Here is a 16714-nt window from a genome sequence, read left to right as displayed (position 1 = left end):
TTTATTTAGCTTATATTGTGTTTATATCATAACGCTGAAGAGGAAATCATGCAACTCTTTTTTATTAGAGTTCGACAAGAATAGAGCTATCATCCCTTTTATGATCCGCTATAATGGAGGGTAGGAAATAAATTTGAAAGGAATGATAGTGTGGCACAAACGTTTAATTGGCATAAAGAAGCGGAGAAGCAATGGAATGATCGTGCAGAAATGTGGAATTCAAAAAGTAGAGAGATGTGGGATGACGGAAGCAGGTGCACAATCATTCCTTATATGACAAAGCATATATCAAAAGGGAAAGTCGCTGATTTAGGATGCGGAGATGGTTATGGATCGTATCTGCTTTACAAAGAAGGTTTTGACGTCACAGGACTTGATTTGTCAGAGGATATGGTGATGCGCGCCAATGAGCGAGTGAATGATGAGCGCATCTCATTTGTTCAAGGGGATTTGACAGACCTACCGTTTGAGGATGAATCTTTTGACGCGGCTATGGCGATCAATTCACTCGAATGGACAGAAGTCCCGTACAAGGGTCTGGAAGAGATGAAGCGGATTTTGAAACCAGGAGGGCGTTTATGTGTTGGACTACTTGGACCTACAGCGATGCCACGCATCAATAGTTATCGCAGGGTATATGGAGAAGAAGTCATTTGTAATACGATGATGCCATGGGAACTTCAAAAAATGGCCGAGGAAACCGGCTGGACCTATGTAGAAGGACAAGGAGTATATAAACGCGGGGTGGAAGACCACCATATCGCGGAGCTGGATGAAGAATTAAAACAAGCCTTAACCTTCATGTGGATTTTCATCTTTGAAAAACAATAAACAACGAACAAAAGCACCCGTTATGCGGGTGCTTTTGTTTTTGGGAATAAATGGATGACCTGGTACACCTGATAAGTACATATTTGGGAATAAATGGATGGCTGGGTCATCCATTATTTCCCTTTATCAGCCCAGAGGAATTCTTTGATTAGTTGGTCGACTTCTTCGAGTTCGTGGAGGCCGGAATGGGTGGCTAGTGGGTTGTAGAGGCGCTTTTCCTCATATTGACCAAAGGGGACAATGGCTTCCAATCCACTCACACTTGAGGCATGGACAAGTCCGTCCCAATGCTCGGTTTCAGGGTCATCGCCATTAATCACACCAGCTATAGCCAACACTTCCACATCATTCGGAAATTGATCTTTGTTTTGTACCATTTGCTTTAAAGCTTCAGATTTCGGCCGCAGGTCAGTCGTGGCTTCTCCGTAATTGGATGCGAAGTAGCCTTCTTTTTCGATGCCCTTAAAGGGGCTTGCAATGACCGACAGTTTCTCTACTCGAGGAACGGAATAGTGATGCTCGCTCAGCAAGTAATTCACCGATGCGAGACCTCCCATCGAGTGGCCAACGAGATTTACCTGTTGGATGTTGTAATCGGCTTTTAACCGCCGCATGATCTCGGAAAGCCAATGAGTCTGGTTGTAGATGCTTGCACGATTGTTTTCGAAAAGCACTTGAATGAATGGGTTGTGCGTTTCAGCAAAGCCACCTCGGATGGTGACATGCCCGCGGCTTGAGACATAAACCGTCATATGTTTCTGTCCCCACTGCAGGTTCTGCATCCGGTCCATCATCGTTTCAAAGCTTCGCGGTCCGCCTTTGAAGCCATGCACAAACAATGTGGGTACAAGGTCTTCGCGATCGACGGGTTCAGAACTTCCGGGTCTTGAGTTGATCATAAAAAAGAGCAGCCCGATCAGAAGGGAGCCCATCAAGATCGGCGCCCATTTTTTCCATAGCATAACGTTTTCCTCCTGAAAAACAAATCTATGAATAGTGTAACGGGTAACGCGTGGCGTTTCCTGGTATATTTATGAAAAAAGAATGACAATGTGTCGAAGATATCATTAGCATACCCGGATCTGTCAATGGACATTGAAGGGTTTATCTCCCATTTTTCGGGGAAAACTGAAATTGTAAAAAGATTGGATTACGGAAAGGAGCTTTCCATTGAATCAAGAAGAATTGAAGAAGAAAATTCACGAAGTCATGGAGCAGCATAAAGTTGGAACACTTGCCACGGTGAAAGACAATAAACCGCACACACGCTATATGACGTTTTGGAATGATGATGAGTTCACTTTCTATACACCAACGAACAGAGAGACACATAAAGCGGATGAAATCGAAGCGAACCCACATGTCCATATCCTTCTTGGGTATGAAGGTGATGGTTATGGGGATACGTATTTAGAAGTCGAGGGACAGGCGAAAATTCGTGAAGACCAGGAGATCAAGGATAAGTTATGGAACGATCATATGGATCGCTGGTTTGATGGCAAGGAAGATCCGGAATATGTCGTGCTTGAGATCCTCCCGGAAAGTATACGCTATATGAATCAAGGGCAAGACACCCCGGAACGTCTTGATATGTAAAATAAAAAGTGGTCAGCTGCTGAAGCTGACCGCTTTTTTATTGAAGGGAACAAGGTTCATCTTCATACTCAATCTCAATAGTAATGTGCTCGAGCGAAATCGGGTGTAAGATTTCTTTCACCTCTTCTTTGACTTTACATATCTCTTCCTTTGTCGCTTCTGCACGCACAACGATATGAGTCGAAAAGGCATGATTTTCACCATCCATAGACCAGAGGTGGGTGTGATGTGTGGATTGAACATCCTGCAAATGATTAATTTGTTGGGATAGATCCTCAAGGTCAACCCCGGACGGTACAGCCTCGAGGAAGAGACGCATGGTCTGTATGAGGTTTTTCACAACATTATATAAGATGAATAAGGTAATCCCAATGGATGCGATCGGATCCAGAATTGGCACATCAAAAAATAGCATAACAATACTGACGGCAAGGACGGCTACCCAACCAAGGACATCCTCAAGCAGGTGCCAGGTCATGACCTTTTGGTTCATGGAGTCTCCGCCTTTAAGCCGGAAGACCGCTGCACCGTTAACGAGTATTCCTAAGATGGACAGAGCAATCATTCCTCCTGCGTTGGGCTGCTCAGGGTTCAAGAGGCGGGGTACGGCCTCTGTCAAAATAAAAACAGACCCGACAATCAAAACCACGCTGTTGATTAAAGCAGCTAAAAGCGAGAAACGCCGATATCCAAATGAAAAATGATCCGATTGTTCTTTACGGGAAAATTTTTGTAAAAACCAGGCGAGTCCGAGAGAAAGGGAGTCCCCAAGGTCATGTAAAGCATCAGAAAGGATCGCCATACTATTGGTCAGGAGTCCACCAATCAATTCAATAATCGTAAAAAAGAGATTCAGGAAAAAAGCGGTTTTAATTTTACCAGTCGTTGAATCAATATGGTGGTGATGATGTCCCATATGCTCACCTCTTTTTCTTTATATGATTATATGTTCATATATATAACATAGGAAATATGAAGAGCATTGTCAATCCTTTTTAGTTTTACCTGCTTAAGGATCACTGATCTCCTCCAATGAGCTCATGGGTAAAGTTCAGGACCATGATTCCTGAACTTTACCCATGCATTGATTTAGTTGATCGGATAGAACCTACGATAGATCGAGTAATAATCAAGCTGGTTCCCTGTCACTTTTGATAATCTCTCAAGTGCATCCAGCAGGAAGGTTTTGTCCAACTGGTAGATCACTTCTGTTTCTATATGGTCGATGGTATTGCATGCAAATTCCCATAGCATTTGGTGCTTAGAGCTGTCGATCGACTCAGCTACCATGGCAATGGAAGCGACAAGCTCCGTGATGATTAAGTGGTTGTCTCGGGCGTAGTGCCGGATATAGCCAAATCCGCGGTAGGTGTAGGACTCGAAGGATTCGGAGAGAAGAACCACTCGGACCTGTTCTTCGCTGTCCATCAAGTATGGTGTGAATGTGATGTAATCCTCTACAGTAAGCATTAACTCAGCCATCTGGTGGATGGTATTGGTCGCGGTTTTCGGGTCATCGTTTCCGAGAGACTTAATCGCAATTTCTGCTAGCTTGTGCATGCCCATCTGGATGTCCTGCAGTTCTGTTTCTTTGTAATCAATAATGATCATCTTGCAATACTTCTCTTCATCAATGTCTGAAGCCCCAGGCCCCCAGTAGCTGATCAAATGGTTATTTTTTAAAATATAGTCTCCTACTTGAGCATGAAATTGAACGATGATGTCATCTTTTCTTGCTTCTTCAATCATTTTCCTATAATCGACGAGCTGAATGTATCCGGATTTAATCGCCCCAATCGGCTGCGCCTCTAAGCGCTGATCTTCCATCATGTCTCCTGGTTCTTCCGTCCTGAACTGTTCAAGGTCTTTCCGAAGGGTCTGGTTGATGATTTGCTCAGACGAGTGTTTCATAGTATCGGTGATATTGTGCACTTGCATCCATGTTGTTGCATGATTAATAAAGTAAATAAATGTAACGGAAGAAGTAAAAGCAAGGAAAATCGTAACGATCGGCACCGCTACGAAAAATTCATGTCTTGTGTTTCCGATAAATAAGAAAACGAGCAGCACATAGACAAAATTCCCATTGAAAATCCCAAGCGCATGCTGCGTCCTGCGGTCTGAAACAAAGTTAAGGAGCATTCGAGGGGAAAATTGACCGCTGAATGTCGTCAACACGACCAGTAAGGAGTTCAAGGTGAAAGCGCTCAGTGTCAGAATACCACCGATGAGTGTACTGACCAGCATACGGGTGATTTCTGCGTTAATCCGGAAAAATTCAAAGGTGTACTGCTCAATTTGGAAAACGACATCCAACAACAGGGTGACCACAACAAAGAATATGGACAATAATATATAGAAAAATGGCATATACCATAAGGTCATTTGCATTTCGTGCTTTCTTTGCCGTTTAGACATCTTTGCATATTTCTGTATAGATACAGGTAACAATTTTAAGAACATAAGAATCCCCCTTTCTTGTAAGAATGGTAATCGTAGTTTCCCCTTCGTTCGAATCAATAAAACGAGAATAAGATATTTTTCTACAAAAACTCTCATATTTCGAACAATCCATCGATTGAGATGTCATGATTGTGTCATCAGGAAGTCGGGTTTTGTTTAGATTGAACGGAGTCTTTGTCAGTTTAAGAATGGTGAGGTATATTGAGAAGATAATCGTTGAAAAGGGGGATTTATCATGGTGTGGGTACATAAAACGTTCGCTGAACTTTCCAAAAAGGAATTGTATGAGATTTTGCAGACAAGGGTCGGGATTTTTGTCGTTGAACAGGAATGTCCTTACCCTGAAGTCGACGGAAGAGACGAAGATTGCTTACATATATGGATGGAAAAAGAAGAGGAAATGGTGGCCTACTGCCGTATCGTCCCGCCAGAGAAAGGGGAACAATACCACAGTATCGGTCGCGTGCTCGTCAAAGAAGGGCACCGAGGTTCGGGTTATGCCCGTCAGGTGATGGAACGGGCAATCCATGTGTTGAAAGAAGACTATAAGGTCAACCACATCTGGCTGCACGGCCAGGAGCATTTGCGTCATTTCTATGGTTCCTTCGGATTCAAAGAGGTATCAGAGGTTTACCTTGAGGATGGAATTCCGCACGTGGATATGCTCATGGAAGTCTAAACCGTTTCGATTCCACTTTAACCGGGAATGATAGCTTTGTGAAAAGTTTCCGAATGGAGGTTTTGAAATGAGTCCGCAAACATTTACTAAACAATACATCAATGGTCAGTGGAAGAGCGGTTCCAGTGAGAAGTATGTAGATAACGTCAATCCTTATACACAGCAAACGATTGCTTCCATCCCTTCAGCAAATGAGGATGATCTTAACGAAGCATACGAGGCAGCCGTAAATGCTCAGGAGTCGTGGATGACGACTCTCCCTGCTAAAAAACAGGCGTCTTTTGATCTACTGTTGAAAGTAGTCCAAGAGAGGAAAGATGAAATCATTGATTGGCTCGTAAAAGAAGCGGGCAGTACGCTTGTCAAAGCGGAGGTTGAATTTCAGGCGGCTGTCGCCATCATCCGGGAATCCGCCAGTTTTCCGACACGGATGAGCGGGCAGATTTTACCGTCCAACACGCAAGGGAAGGAGAACCGGGTATATCGTTCACCAAAAGGTGTCATCGGTGTTATTGGACCTTGGAATTTTCCTTTCCATTTAGCGATGAGATCCATCGCTCCTGCGGTGGCGACAGGGAATACGGTTGTCGTTAAGCCCGCGTCTGATGCCCCGGTCACCTCTGGTTTGTTAATCGCTGACCTGTTCGAAGAAGCCGGGTTCCCTGAAGGAGTAATCAATGTAGTTGTCGGTCGAGGATCAGAAATCGGTGATGCTTTTGTTAAACACCCAGCAGCGAAGTTGATTTCATTTACTGGCTCGACGGAGGTCGGAAGCCATATCGGTGAGCTCGCCGGGAAATATATTAAGGAGACAGCTCTAGAGCTTGGCGGAAACAACGCTATGATTGTTCTTGAGGATGCGGATATTGATCAAGCAGTGGAAGCGGCTGCTTTCGGAAAGTTCCTGCACCAAGGGCAGATCTGTATGTCTCTGAACAGAATCATCGTTGACGAACATGTACATGATTCATTCATCGAGAAATTCAAAGAGAAGGTTGAGAGTCTGAAAGCTGGTGACCCTTCGGAGAGAGACACCGTCATTGGACCTCTCATCAATAAAGATGCCATTGAACGGATCCAGGAGGATGTGAATGAAAGTGTTGGTCAGGGCGCTGAAATCCTCACCGGTGGGGAAACAGATGGAAGTGTCATGCAGCCCACTGTTTTGACGGGGGTAACGAGCGAGATGCCGATAGCCAAAAATGAAGTTTTCGGCCCAGTTGCTTCTGTCATTAAAGTTTCATCAGAACAAGAAGCGATTGAAGCGGCGAACAGCTCTCCATATGGACTAAGTGGATCTGTATTCACTCGTGATGTCCATCGTGGTGTGGAAGTAGCCAAACGTGTGGAGACAGGGATGATTCACGTGAATGATCAGTCCGTCAATGATGAAGCACACGTCGCTTTCGGTGGTGAAAAAGAATCAGGTCTTGGACGTTTCGGTGGCCAATGGGCATTAGATAAATTTACGACCGTTAAATGGATCGGCGTGATGAACGGTTATCGGGAATTTCCATTTTAATTAAGAGAAGAAAAACGCAGAAGCTCAAGAAATAGAGCTTCTGCGTTTTTTGACCATATATTCCTGTACTTCCCATTTCGGTCCGGATTGTATATATCCATTTAATTTTTCCGCATATTTCACAGCATCTTTTCTTTGGGGGAAAACCCTGTCTCGACGATCAATAGGGTCTTTTAAAACTTCTAATAAACGATCATCTTTCCTAATAAGTGCATACATTATGAACCCCTCCTGTATAGTCGTTGTAGGATATTTGTATAAGATAATTAAAATACATTTTGAATAAGTATTCAATGGTTATTTTCATAAAAATTGTCCAACAAACAGACTTGTTTCGACAGGAAAGAGTATGCATATACGGTTGCGCTGCTCATCTGGATCAAGCGAGTGGTTGTTATAGTGAAAAAATAAAAAAGACAGCACTTCCGAGTTAGGAAGTGCTGTCCTTCATTTTACTTCTGCTTAAATGCTTTAAATCGTTTCACCGCATCCTGCAATGATTCTTCCGAATTGTTCAATCCGATGCGCACATAGCCCTCTCCATACTTACCAAAGCCGATCCCAGGGGCGACAAACAATCCTGTCTCTTCCAATAAATCATCCGCAAAACCTTGAGACGTATAGCCCTCAGGCACTTGCAGCCATGCGAAGAAAGAACCCTGGCAGGGAGCGACATGATAGCCCTCTTCTTCCAGCCCACGGACGAGAAGGTCACGTCTTTTTTCATAGGTTTCAGCAAGCTCTGTGACACATTGTTGTGAGCTTAGTAAGGCGGTGGCTGATGCTTTTTGCAATCCGCCGAAAATGCTGCAGAAATAGTGGTCCTGAATGACTTCTAACGCATGGATAACGCTTGGATTGCCGACTGCAAAAGCGACCCGCCATCCGGCCATATTGTATGTCTTGGACATCGTATAAACCTCAACACCCACATTTTTCGCACCTTCGAATTGCATGAAGCTGAGCGGTTTGTTCCCATCAAACCCAATGGCCCCATAGGCGAAGTCATGAACGACACAAACATCGTTTTTTTCTGCTTCTTGGATGGTTTCTTCAAAAAAGTCCGCATCTGCCATAGCCCCCGTCGGATTGTTGGGGTAGTTTAAGAACATGAGCTTGGCTTTCTCCCAGCTCTCTTCATCAATTTCTGCATAATCAGGCAGAAAGCCATTCTCTTCCCTGAGGGGCATCGACTTCATATCTGCGCCGACCATTTCAATGCCGGACCAGTAATCAGGGTAACCCGGGTCGGGGACAAGCGCGACATCTCCTGGATTGAGGAAACATTGGCTAAGCTCAACGAGACCTGTTTTGCTGCCGGGCATAATGGCGACTTCTGTTTCAGGGTCAATGTCCACGTCATATTCACGCTTGTAGAATTCAGCCACCGCTTCCTTCAAAAACTCATAACCGTGGAAGGGAGGATATTTGTGGAAATCCGGATCTTCTGCCGCCTCCTGTAGGGACTGCACGATGTGGGAGGGGGTAGGTTGGTCAGGGTTTCCCTGGCCTAAGTTCAAGGTGTCATATCCACGTTTTTTGTATAGATTTAACTTATCAATCATAGTTGCGAAAAATTGGTCGGGAAGCCGCTGGATGGCTTTGGATGTTTGGAATTGCTTCATGTTTTTCACCTCGAATGATTTTTTTGAAAAGTCGTACAAAAAGATAATATGGTTAGTTTAACATGAGAGAAGTTTGAGTGGGAACCATATAGGCAAAGAATAAGAGAATAGAAGGCACGTAAAAGGAGTGAGTCGGATGGATTTCGTTATTATTGGAGGAGATGCTGCCGGGATGAGTGCAGCCATGCAAATTGTAAGGAACAGTGAAGGGCATTCCATTACTGTGTTGGAACACGGAGGAATCACATCTTATGGACAATGTGGCCTGCCCTATGTATTAAGTGGGGATGTCGAGTCTACAGAAGACCTCATCGCGCGCGACCCTGAAACCTTTCGTGAAAAATACGGCATCGATGTGCGAACCTATCACACGGTAACGGAAGTAGATTGTGATCATAAAGTTGTTTACGGAAAAGATGACCAGGGTGTAGGGTTTGAATTGTCCTATGATCGTCTGCTTGTCGCTTCCGGTGCAGCACCAGTCATGCCTCCGTGGCAAGGACGGGAGCTTGAAGGGATTTACACCCTGAAGACCATTCCTGACATTAAGGAGATTATAGCAGCGACTACCAAGGATAAGGAACGTGTGACGATCATCGGCGGTGGTTACATAGGTCTGGAAATGGCTGAAAGCTTTGTGTCGATTGGAAAGAACGTTCGATTGATCGACCGCGGCCCTCAATTGGCGAAAATTTTCGATGAGGAGATGGGAGAGCTGGTCCATGAAGAAGCCGAACGAAACGGTGTGGAACTACATCTTGGGGAGTCGGTCGAAGGGTTCAAAGGGGATCAACATGTACAATCGGTCATCACGGATAAAGGAGAATATGAATCCGATCTAGTCCTTGTCGCCGTTGGAGTGACACCCAATACATCATTCATGAAAAATACGGGTGTGTACAAAGGGATGAACGACGCAATTGCCGTGAATGCTTTTATGGAGACAAGCATAATGGATATCTATGCTGCCGGGGATTGTGCAACCCAATATCACCGGATCAAGAAAAAGGATGACTATATTCCATTAGGCACACATGCCAATAAACAAGGACAAATCGCAGGGCTGAACATGATTGATCAGAGAAGATCGTTCCGGGGCATCGTCGGTACGTCGATATTGAAATTCTTTGATCTAACCCTTGCCCGGACTGGTCTTTCTGAACGGGAGGCTGAGAACGAAAAAATTCCATACAAGAAAATCACGATTGCATCGACACATGCCGCCGGCTATTATTCCAAAGAAAATCGGATGACATTGAAGATCATCTACCATGAACATACCGGTCAATTGCTCGGGGCTCAAATCATCGGAGGTCAAGGAGCGGACAAACGAATCGATGTCTTTGCTACGGCTCTATTTCATGAAATGTCGATCAATGAATTGGAAGACTTGGATCTCGCCTACGCACCTCCGTATAACAGCGTGTGGGATCCCCTGCAGCAGGCAGCCCGTAAAGCAGACTGATTCGTGTAGGAAGTTCTTCATGTATGGTAGGATAGGAATGAAGCACCATACAGGAGGATTCATGCTGTGAATACAGATTTATATAAGAAGGCGGAAGCATTCATTCGCCAGTACCATCAGGAACAACAGCTTGCTGGTACAGATGAGAGACTTTATGAAATCGAGCAGGAGATTGGTAAAACGGGAAGTTACACGCATACCTATGATGAGCTTGAATATGGCGCCAAAGTCGCTTGGCGAAACAGCAACCGCTGCATCGGACGTCTTTTTTGGAATAGCTTGAAGGTCTTTGATGCCAGGCAGGTCAATACAGAAGAGGGCATGCGAGATGCACTCCTTGACCACTTGGATTATGCCACGAATGGTGGGCGCATCCGCTCGACGATTACTATTTTCAAACCTGAAACCTCGGAAGGGGGAATGCGGGTTTGGAACCATCAGTTAATACGTTACGCCGGGTATGAAGTGAATGGAAGCGTGACAGGAGACCCAGCTTCAGTCTCGTTTACGAAGGAATGTGAAAAGCTTGGGTGGAGAGGAGAAGGTACGTCCTTTGATTTGTTGCCTCTTGTCGTTCAAATGGATGGGCGGGAACCCATGTGGTTTGACATTCCTTCAAACAAGGTGTTAGAAATACCGCTTCGTCATCCCGACTATCCTTGGTTTGAAGATTTAGGTGTACGCTGGTATGCCGTCCCGGTGATTTCTGACATGCGTCTTGAAATTGGTGGGATCAATTATACAGCTGCCCCGTTTAACGGTTTTTATATGGAATCAGAAATCGGTGCCCGCAACCTCGCCGATGAATTTCGTTATGATCTTCTGCCTGTTGTAGCGGAAGCAATGGGCCTAGATACGAAGCGAAATTCGTCCTTGTGGAAAGACCGCGCTTTGGTAGAGCTTAATCAAGCTGTGCTGTTTTCATATCATTCCGATGGGGTCAGCCTTGTTGATCATCATACAGCGGCTCAACAGTTCCAACAATTCGAGAAAAAAGAACAAGCGTGTGGGCGTCAGGTCACGGGTGACTGGACATGGCTCATTCCGCCTGTTTCGCCAGCAACGACACACATCTTTCATTCGGCCTATGAAAACCGAATGGACACACCGAACTATTTCTATCAACCCCCGGCTTATGAAAAAAATCCTTCCGATTGATTCGGAAGGATTTTTTATTGAAAGATGATCCATTTCTATTCTAATATCCATCGTTCAACGATGGTCTAAGAAGAACTCATTCATATAAGTCCGGACGTCGGTCTTGAAAAATAGGAATCTGCTCGCGAATGGCCTCAACAGCTGTGAAGTCTACATCTGCATAAACGATCTCTTCACCGAAACCACCTTCAGCCAACACGTTGCCCCAAGGATCCACAACGATGGAGTGGCCTCCGAACTCATTGTTTCGATCAGAACCTATACGGTTGCAGGCAATAACGAAGCATTGATTTTCAATCGCCCGGCTGATGAGTAGGTTACGCCAATGCTCGACCCGCGGTTTTGGCCATTCTGCCACGACAAACAATCCGCGTGAACCATCCAGCATGTGTGTTCTCATCCACTCAGGGAAACGGATATCATAACAAATGACCCCGGCTACAGGCACATTTCCAAGGGGGAAATTTCCTTTTTGATCCCCTGATTCTAAAAACTTTTCCTCATTCATCAAACGGAACAAATGCGCTTTTCGGTAGTTGAACAGCCGGTCACCTTTAGCATCATAGGCAACGAAGGTATTATAAAACTTACCGTTTGCTTCTTCAGCGATGGAGCCGGCAATGGTGACCTTAAGTTCTTGTGCTAAAGAAATCAAGAGCTGATGCGTCGGACCCTCAAGTGTTTCTGCTATTTCTTCAAAGCGGGAAAGATCATAGCCTGTCGTCCACAACTCAGGCAACAAGATGACCTCGCTTCCTTGTGAAGCAGCTTCTTTTATTTTCTTCTGCGCATTTTTCCGGTTTTCTTCAGGATCACCGAAGGCGATGTCCATTTGAATCATTGCTATTTTTGTTGTCATCCTATCACCTCATTTTCTTTTTAGTGTATCAAAAAATTCTGACGTTTCCCTAATGTTTTCGAATAGGGTTCTAGCTGGATTATAAGATTTCATCTCCTGCCTTCATTCTGTGTATCGAAACAAACCGCCCATGCTACAATAAACATAAATCGCTATTAAACTAAATGGAAGGATTTAGAAGACTCGATTTCAAGAATCGATTACTGAGTTGAGCGTCAGGGGTGGTTGGGAAGCCATTCGCTTTTCTGTGGGAAGCGCCGAGGAGGCTCACCGCGCTCCCGCGGAAAACGAGCCATTCCCCGCAGCCCCCACCGCTCAAAAACGTCGAAACTTAGCCAACCACCACCACAATCGGGATCATATAAATGAAAGAGTAGAGGTATGAAAAAGGAAGTGAGAGTATGTTTGAGTTGTTCCTCCCAATGCTTGAAAGACTTGGGATTATAGTAACGGTCGCTTTCATTATTACTCGCTTCCGATTCTTTCGGGAGTTGATTGATCAAAAAACGCTCGACCAGCGTCAGCGGTACATGGCTATCGCTTTTTTCGGGTTGTTCGGAATCATTGGTACATATACAGGCATCACCTATGATACAAGTTCATTTGATTATGGACGCTGGGCTTACAATCTTGTCGAATCGGAAGCACTGGCGAACTCAAGAGTCATTGGAATCGTGGCGGCTGGGCTTTTCGGAGGGTACCGCATTGGTATAGGAGCTGGGATCATTGCTGGCTTGCATCGTGTTTCCCTCGGAGGATTCACCGGAATCGCTTGTGGGATTTCTGCTGTCATAGCTGGAATCATTGCAGGTTACTTCCATAAAAAAGAGGAACCTTTGAAACTGAAGACCGCCTTATTTGTTGGTGCTCTTGCAGAAACGGTACAGATGGGGATCATTCTCCTTATTTCTGATCCATATCCTCGTGCGTGGGCCCTCGTCCAAGAAATTGGAGTGCCTATGATTGTAGCAAATGGAGTCGGCTCTGCATTGTTCTTGTTAATCATTCGCAATGTTCTTCATGAAGAGGAGAAAGTCGGAGCTTTGCAGGCACAAAAAGCATTAAAGTTGGCAGAATCAACAGTTTCTCATCTACGTAAAGGATTGACGTTGGATTCAGCAGAAAAGGCATGCCGAATCATTTATGAAGAGGTTCAAGTGAGTGCGATCTCCATGACAGATAAACAAAGCATCCTGGCCCATGTGGGCCAGGCTGATGACCATCACAAAGCGGGGGAGCCAATTCAAACGGACGCCACTCGTGAAGTCATTGAGACGGGGAAACGTGTTGTAGTCAGACATGAAGAAATTCAATGCCAACAGCCGAACTGTCCGCTCGGGGCAGCTGTTATCGTTCCATTGAAAAAACGTCAAGAAGTGGTTGGAACCTTGAAGTTTTATGTTTCGTCACAAAAAGAGATCTCCAATGTCTTATTGGAACTGATCCAGGGATTGAGTGCTCTCCTCAGTCAGCAGCTGGAGCTTGCTGATGCTGAAGAAGCACAGGAGCTTGCGCGGGAAGCGGAAGTGAAGGCTCTGCAGGCACAAGTTAACCCGCACTTTTTGTTCAATTCGTTAAATGTCATCGTTTCGCTGACCCGTACGGAACCTGACCGGGCAAGAGCGCTGCTTATCGCGCTTTCCAAGTTCTTCAGGCAAAACCTAGGGGCGACGACTAAAACCTGGATCTCTTTAAAAGAAGAGTTGAAACATGTAAAGTCTTATCTTCTCATTGAAGAAACGCGTTTCGTTGATCGCCTTCATGTCCACTACGATATTGATGAAGACGCCTTATCAGCACGAATTGCTCCTTTAACTTTGCAGCCCCTGGTCGAGAACAGCATCAAGCATGGAATTAAAGACCAGGAAGGGGGAGCGGAAATCACGATTCGTATCCATAGAGATGGTAATTTCGTTCACATCAGCGTTGCGGACAACGGAATAGGCATTGAACCGATGAGGTTGAGGACCTTGGGGGAACAATCGGTTGCGTCTGAGAGAGGGACTGGTTTCGGATTATATAATGTAAATAAGCGTTTAGAATACATGCACGGAGAGAGTGCGAAGCTACGAATTACGAGTGAACAAGGACAAGGGACAACCATTGCATTTACTGTCCCTCTTCAGGAAAAGGAGATAGACCATGAGGGATAAAATCACGGTGCTCATCGTTGATGATGAGCGCTTCAGTCGAGAAGAATTGAACTTCTTGCTAAAACCTTACGATAGGATAGAAGTTGTAGGAGAAGCAGGATCAGGAGATGAAGCGGTCATGCAGACATTAAAGCTTCAGCCGGATGTGCTTTTTCTTGATGTGGAGATGCCGAAGATGGATGGAATGGCGGTAGCGAAAGCAGTTCAAGAACTCAAAAAGGTACCGGAGATCGTTTTTGCAACGGCGTATCCAGATTTTGCGGTTGAAGCATTTCGGCAAAAGGCAATCGATTATTTACTCAAACCTTATGACGAGGAACAGTTGAATGAAACCGTGGAAAGAATAGAAAAGAAGCTTCAGCCAGTAAAAGAGAAGGCTGTCAATTCCCCTTCCAAGTTAGCCGTTGAAGTGGAGGATATGATTGAATATCTAAACCCATCTGAAATTATGTATGTCCACAGGGAGGACCGAATCACAAAAATCGTCGGCAAACAAAAGGTTTATGAAACGAAAGATGCACTGAAAGATGTAGAGGAGCGGCTGCAAGGTTTCTCGTTCTTCCGAATTCATAAAAGTTATCTAGTAAACCTGGATTACGTGCATAGGTTATCACCGTGGTTCAATGGAGCCTACCAATTGGAACTGCAGGGTACCGAGGAAAAGCTTTCTGTGAGCAGGAATTATGTCAAAGAATTACGAAAGAAGCTGGAGTTGTAAATTTTCGTTGTATTTCAATCGTCATTTACGACATCTTGGGCAAGAATCCTGACATGTTAATCAAGAACCTCCCTTTTGTAAGCGTTATCTTGGTATATTCTATGTAAGCGATTACAGATAAGCGCGAAAAGGAGGAAAAACGATGATTACTTTTCTAGTGAGTATTGCACTTTTAATTATTGGTTATCTTACGTATGGTAAATATGTTGAAAAGACGTTCGGAGTCAACACAGGACGTGAAACACCTGCTTATTCTCACGGTGATGGTGTCGATTACCTACCGATGGGAGAAAAGAAGAATGCTTTAATCCAACTCTTGAACATTGCGGGTGTAGGGCCGATCTTCGGTCCGATTCTCGGAGCCTTGTATGGGCCTGTAGCTTTCTTATGGATTGTGTTTGGAGCTATCTTTGCAGGAGCCGTGCACGATTATTTGACTGGGATGATATCCATCCGTAACCGTGGCGCTCATTTGCCTGAGCTTGCAGGGAAGTTTTTAGGGAAAGTCATGAAGCACGTTGTCAACGCGTTTGCGATTCTTTTGCTTGTCCTTGTAGGAACTGTATTCGTTACAGCACCTGCAGACCTTTTACACAACATGACAAGCAGCTGGCTTGCCTTACCAGTCATTCTTCTTGTGATTTTTGCTTACTATTTGTTAGCGACAATGCTTCCAATTGATAAAATCATCGGACGCTTTTATCCAATTTTCGGTGCTCTTCTATTGATCAGTGCAATTGGAGTCGGAGTATCTCTTATTGTCACAGGCGCACCGATCCCAGAATTGACTTTTACCAATATGCACCCGGATAACGCACCGATTTTCCCACTGTTGTTCTTAACGATTTCTTGTGGTGCTTTGTCAGGTTTTCACGCGACACAAACCCCTATCATCTCAAGAACGACACAAAAAGAAAAACAAGGACGTCGTATTTTCTACGGCATGATGATTGCAGAAGGGATCATCGCGATGATTTGGGCAGCTGCAGCTATGAGCTTGTTCAACGGATCTGCAGGTCTGAATGAAATCCTTGCGAGTGGAGGGCCGGCAGCCGTCGTTAGTGAAGTTTCCATCGCTATGCTAGGAGCGGTTGGAGGTACACTTGCTGTCTTAGGTGTCATTGTACTGCCAATCACCTCTGGGGATACAGCTTTCCGAAGCGCGCGTATGATTATTGCCGATTATATTAAAGTTCCACAGAAGAAAGTCATGAGCCGTGTTTGGATTGCTCTTCCATTGTTCGTCATCTCCTTCGCATTGACGCGCATCGATTTTACATTGCTGTGGAGATATTTCTCCTGGGCGAACCAATCGACAGCCGTCATCGCGCTTTGGGTAGGAGCGATGTACTTGTTCCTGTCTCGTAAAAACTACTTCATCGCTGCCGTGCCTGCAACCTTTATGACGATGGCGACATTCACCTATATCCTGAATGCACCGATCGGATTCGGATTGTCCTTGAATGTTTCCTACATCATTGCAGCTATCGGCACCGTAGCAGTAGTCACAGCCTTCATCATTGCCGCCCGCCGCGGATTACAGAAGGACATCCCATTAGAGGAAGATTTAAAGCAAACAGCCTGATGTTAAAGAGCACTTACTTTAAAAAGTAGGTGCTCTTTTTCTATTGGCACTTAGGGAAAC

The 16714-nt window shown here is 44.9% G+C and carries 15 protein-coding genes; 9 read left to right on the top strand and 6 right to left on the bottom strand.

Annotated features, from left to right (window positions below):
• The first annotated feature begins 210 nt into the window (after positions 1-210).
• Positions 211-831, top strand: a complete 621-nt coding sequence (locus HFA01_RS16680) for a class I SAM-dependent methyltransferase (protein WP_146818426.1) — start codon at positions 211-213, stop codon at positions 829-831.
• A gap of 113 nt (positions 832-944) precedes the next feature.
• Here HFA01_RS16680 and HFA01_RS16675 read toward each other — a convergent pair whose 3' ends face one another.
• Positions 945-1793 carry an alpha/beta fold hydrolase gene (locus HFA01_RS16675; protein WP_146818396.1) on the bottom strand — a complete coding sequence of 283 codons (849 nt, stop codon included), beginning with the start codon at positions 1791-1793 and terminating at the stop codon, positions 945-947.
• 208 nt (positions 1794-2001) lie between these two features.
• Here HFA01_RS16675 and HFA01_RS16670 point away from each other — a divergent pair, with 208 nt between their 5' ends.
• Positions 2002-2427, top strand: coding sequence for a pyridoxamine 5'-phosphate oxidase family protein (locus HFA01_RS16670; RefSeq protein ID WP_146818394.1), 426 nt, complete (start codon positions 2002-2004; stop codon positions 2425-2427).
• A 37-nt stretch (positions 2428-2464) separates the two neighbouring features.
• On the opposite strand, the gene HFA01_RS16665 is transcribed toward HFA01_RS16670, so the two are convergent.
• On the bottom strand, positions 2465-3343 hold the full coding sequence (locus HFA01_RS16665; protein ID WP_146818392.1) for a cation diffusion facilitator family transporter: 879 nt from the start codon (positions 3341-3343) through the stop codon (positions 2465-2467).
• Positions 3344-3516: 173 nt separating this feature from the next.
• Positions 3517-4890 (bottom strand): DUF2254 domain-containing protein, encoded by a 1374-nt coding sequence (locus HFA01_RS16660; protein ID WP_146818390.1) that lies wholly within the window; start codon positions 4888-4890, stop codon positions 3517-3519.
• A 235-nt stretch (positions 4891-5125) separates the two neighbouring features.
• Here HFA01_RS16660 and HFA01_RS16655 point away from each other — a divergent pair, with 235 nt between their 5' ends.
• The gene (locus tag HFA01_RS16655; RefSeq protein ID WP_146818388.1) at positions 5126-5569 is read left to right on the top strand and encodes a GNAT family N-acetyltransferase; all 444 of its coding nucleotides are present in this window, start codon (positions 5126-5128) and stop codon (positions 5567-5569) included.
• A gap of 67 nt (positions 5570-5636) precedes the next feature.
• Complete coding sequence (locus HFA01_RS16650; RefSeq protein WP_146818386.1) at positions 5637-7091, top strand: aldehyde dehydrogenase family protein; 1455 nt, start codon at positions 5637-5639, stop codon at positions 7089-7091.
• A 24-nt stretch (positions 7092-7115) separates the two neighbouring features.
• Here HFA01_RS16650 and HFA01_RS16645 read toward each other — a convergent pair whose 3' ends face one another.
• Positions 7116-7310, bottom strand: a complete 195-nt coding sequence (locus HFA01_RS16645) for a hypothetical protein (RefSeq protein ID WP_146818384.1) — start codon at positions 7308-7310, stop codon at positions 7116-7118.
• Positions 7311-7543: 233 nt separating this feature from the next.
• Positions 7544-8716 (bottom strand): pyridoxal phosphate-dependent aminotransferase, encoded by a 1173-nt coding sequence (locus HFA01_RS16640; RefSeq protein WP_146818382.1) that lies wholly within the window; start codon positions 8714-8716, stop codon positions 7544-7546.
• 136 nt (positions 8717-8852) lie between these two features.
• On the opposite strand from HFA01_RS16640, the gene HFA01_RS16635 reads away from it, so the two are divergent.
• Complete coding sequence (locus tag HFA01_RS16635; RefSeq protein WP_146818380.1) at positions 8853-10181, top strand: FAD-dependent oxidoreductase; 1329 nt, start codon at positions 8853-8855, stop codon at positions 10179-10181.
• A 66-nt stretch (positions 10182-10247) separates the two neighbouring features.
• Complete coding sequence (locus tag HFA01_RS16630; RefSeq protein ID WP_146818378.1) at positions 10248-11339, top strand: nitric oxide synthase oxygenase; 1092 nt, start codon at positions 10248-10250, stop codon at positions 11337-11339.
• A gap of 76 nt (positions 11340-11415) precedes the next feature.
• On the opposite strand, the gene HFA01_RS16625 is transcribed toward HFA01_RS16630, so the two are convergent.
• Positions 11416-12198: a carbon-nitrogen family hydrolase gene (locus tag HFA01_RS16625; RefSeq protein WP_146818376.1), complete on the bottom strand. Its 783-nt coding sequence runs from the start codon at positions 12196-12198 to the stop codon at positions 11416-11418.
• Between the two features lie 401 nt (positions 12199-12599).
• Between HFA01_RS16625 and HFA01_RS16620 the strand changes: the two genes are divergently transcribed.
• The 3 genes from HFA01_RS16620 to HFA01_RS16610 all read left to right on the top strand — a co-directional run bounded on the left by HFA01_RS16620 (position 12600) and on the right by HFA01_RS16610 (position 16654).
• Positions 12600-14351, top strand: coding sequence for a sensor histidine kinase (locus HFA01_RS16620; RefSeq protein WP_146818374.1), 1752 nt, complete (start codon positions 12600-12602; stop codon positions 14349-14351).
• Entirely contained in the window at positions 14341-15069 is a 729-nt protein-coding gene (locus HFA01_RS16615; protein ID WP_146818372.1) for a LytR/AlgR family response regulator transcription factor, read from the top strand. Before HFA01_RS16620 ends, HFA01_RS16615 begins: the two co-directional genes overlap by 11 nt.
• 142 nt (positions 15070-15211) lie before the next feature.
• Positions 15212-16654 carry a carbon starvation CstA family protein gene (locus HFA01_RS16610; RefSeq protein WP_146818370.1) on the top strand — a complete coding sequence of 481 codons (1443 nt, stop codon included), beginning with the start codon at positions 15212-15214 and terminating at the stop codon, positions 16652-16654.
• Positions 16655-16714 lie beyond the last annotated feature (60 nt).

It is taken from the genome of Halobacillus faecis (genome assembly GCF_007991335.1).
GTDB classification, from domain to species: Bacteria; Bacillota; Bacilli; order Bacillales; family Halobacillaceae; genus Halobacillus; species Halobacillus faecis.
Note: the sequence above shows the minus strand (reverse complement) of the source record. Positions and strands in the feature narration are given on the sequence as shown.

Excerpts from the sequence above, each read along its gene's own strand:
- HFA01_RS16680 (WP_146818426.1), top strand. The coding sequence starts at position 211 with ATGTGGAATTCAAAAAGTAGAGAGATGTGGGATGACGGAAGCAGGTGC.
- HFA01_RS16675 (WP_146818396.1), bottom strand. The coding sequence starts at position 1,793 with ATGCTATGGAAAAAATGGGCGCCGATCTTGATGGGCTCCCTTCTGATC.
- HFA01_RS16665 (WP_146818392.1), bottom strand. The coding sequence starts at position 3,343 with ATGGGACATCATCACCACCATATTGATTCAACGACTGGTAAAATTAAA.
- HFA01_RS16660 (WP_146818390.1), bottom strand. The coding sequence starts at position 4,890 with ATGTTCTTAAAATTGTTACCTGTATCTATACAGAAATATGCAAAGATG.
- HFA01_RS16655 (WP_146818388.1), top strand. The coding sequence starts at position 5,126 with ATGGTGTGGGTACATAAAACGTTCGCTGAACTTTCCAAAAAGGAATTG.
- HFA01_RS16650 (WP_146818386.1), top strand. The coding sequence starts at position 5,637 with ATGAGTCCGCAAACATTTACTAAACAATACATCAATGGTCAGTGGAAG.
- HFA01_RS16645 (WP_146818384.1), bottom strand. The coding sequence starts at position 7,310 with ATGTATGCACTTATTAGGAAAGATGATCGTTTATTAGAAGTTTTAAAA.
- HFA01_RS16640 (WP_146818382.1), bottom strand. The coding sequence starts at position 8,716 with ATGAAGCAATTCCAAACATCCAAAGCCATCCAGCGGCTTCCCGACCAA.
- HFA01_RS16635 (WP_146818380.1), top strand. The coding sequence starts at position 8,853 with ATGGATTTCGTTATTATTGGAGGAGATGCTGCCGGGATGAGTGCAGCC.
- HFA01_RS16625 (WP_146818376.1), bottom strand. The coding sequence starts at position 12,198 with ATGACAACAAAAATAGCAATGATTCAAATGGACATCGCCTTCGGTGAT.
- HFA01_RS16620 (WP_146818374.1), top strand. The coding sequence starts at position 12,600 with ATGTTTGAGTTGTTCCTCCCAATGCTTGAAAGACTTGGGATTATAGTA.
- HFA01_RS16615 (WP_146818372.1), top strand. The coding sequence starts at position 14,341 with ATGAGGGATAAAATCACGGTGCTCATCGTTGATGATGAGCGCTTCAGT.
- HFA01_RS16610 (WP_146818370.1), top strand. The coding sequence starts at position 15,212 with ATGATTACTTTTCTAGTGAGTATTGCACTTTTAATTATTGGTTATCTT.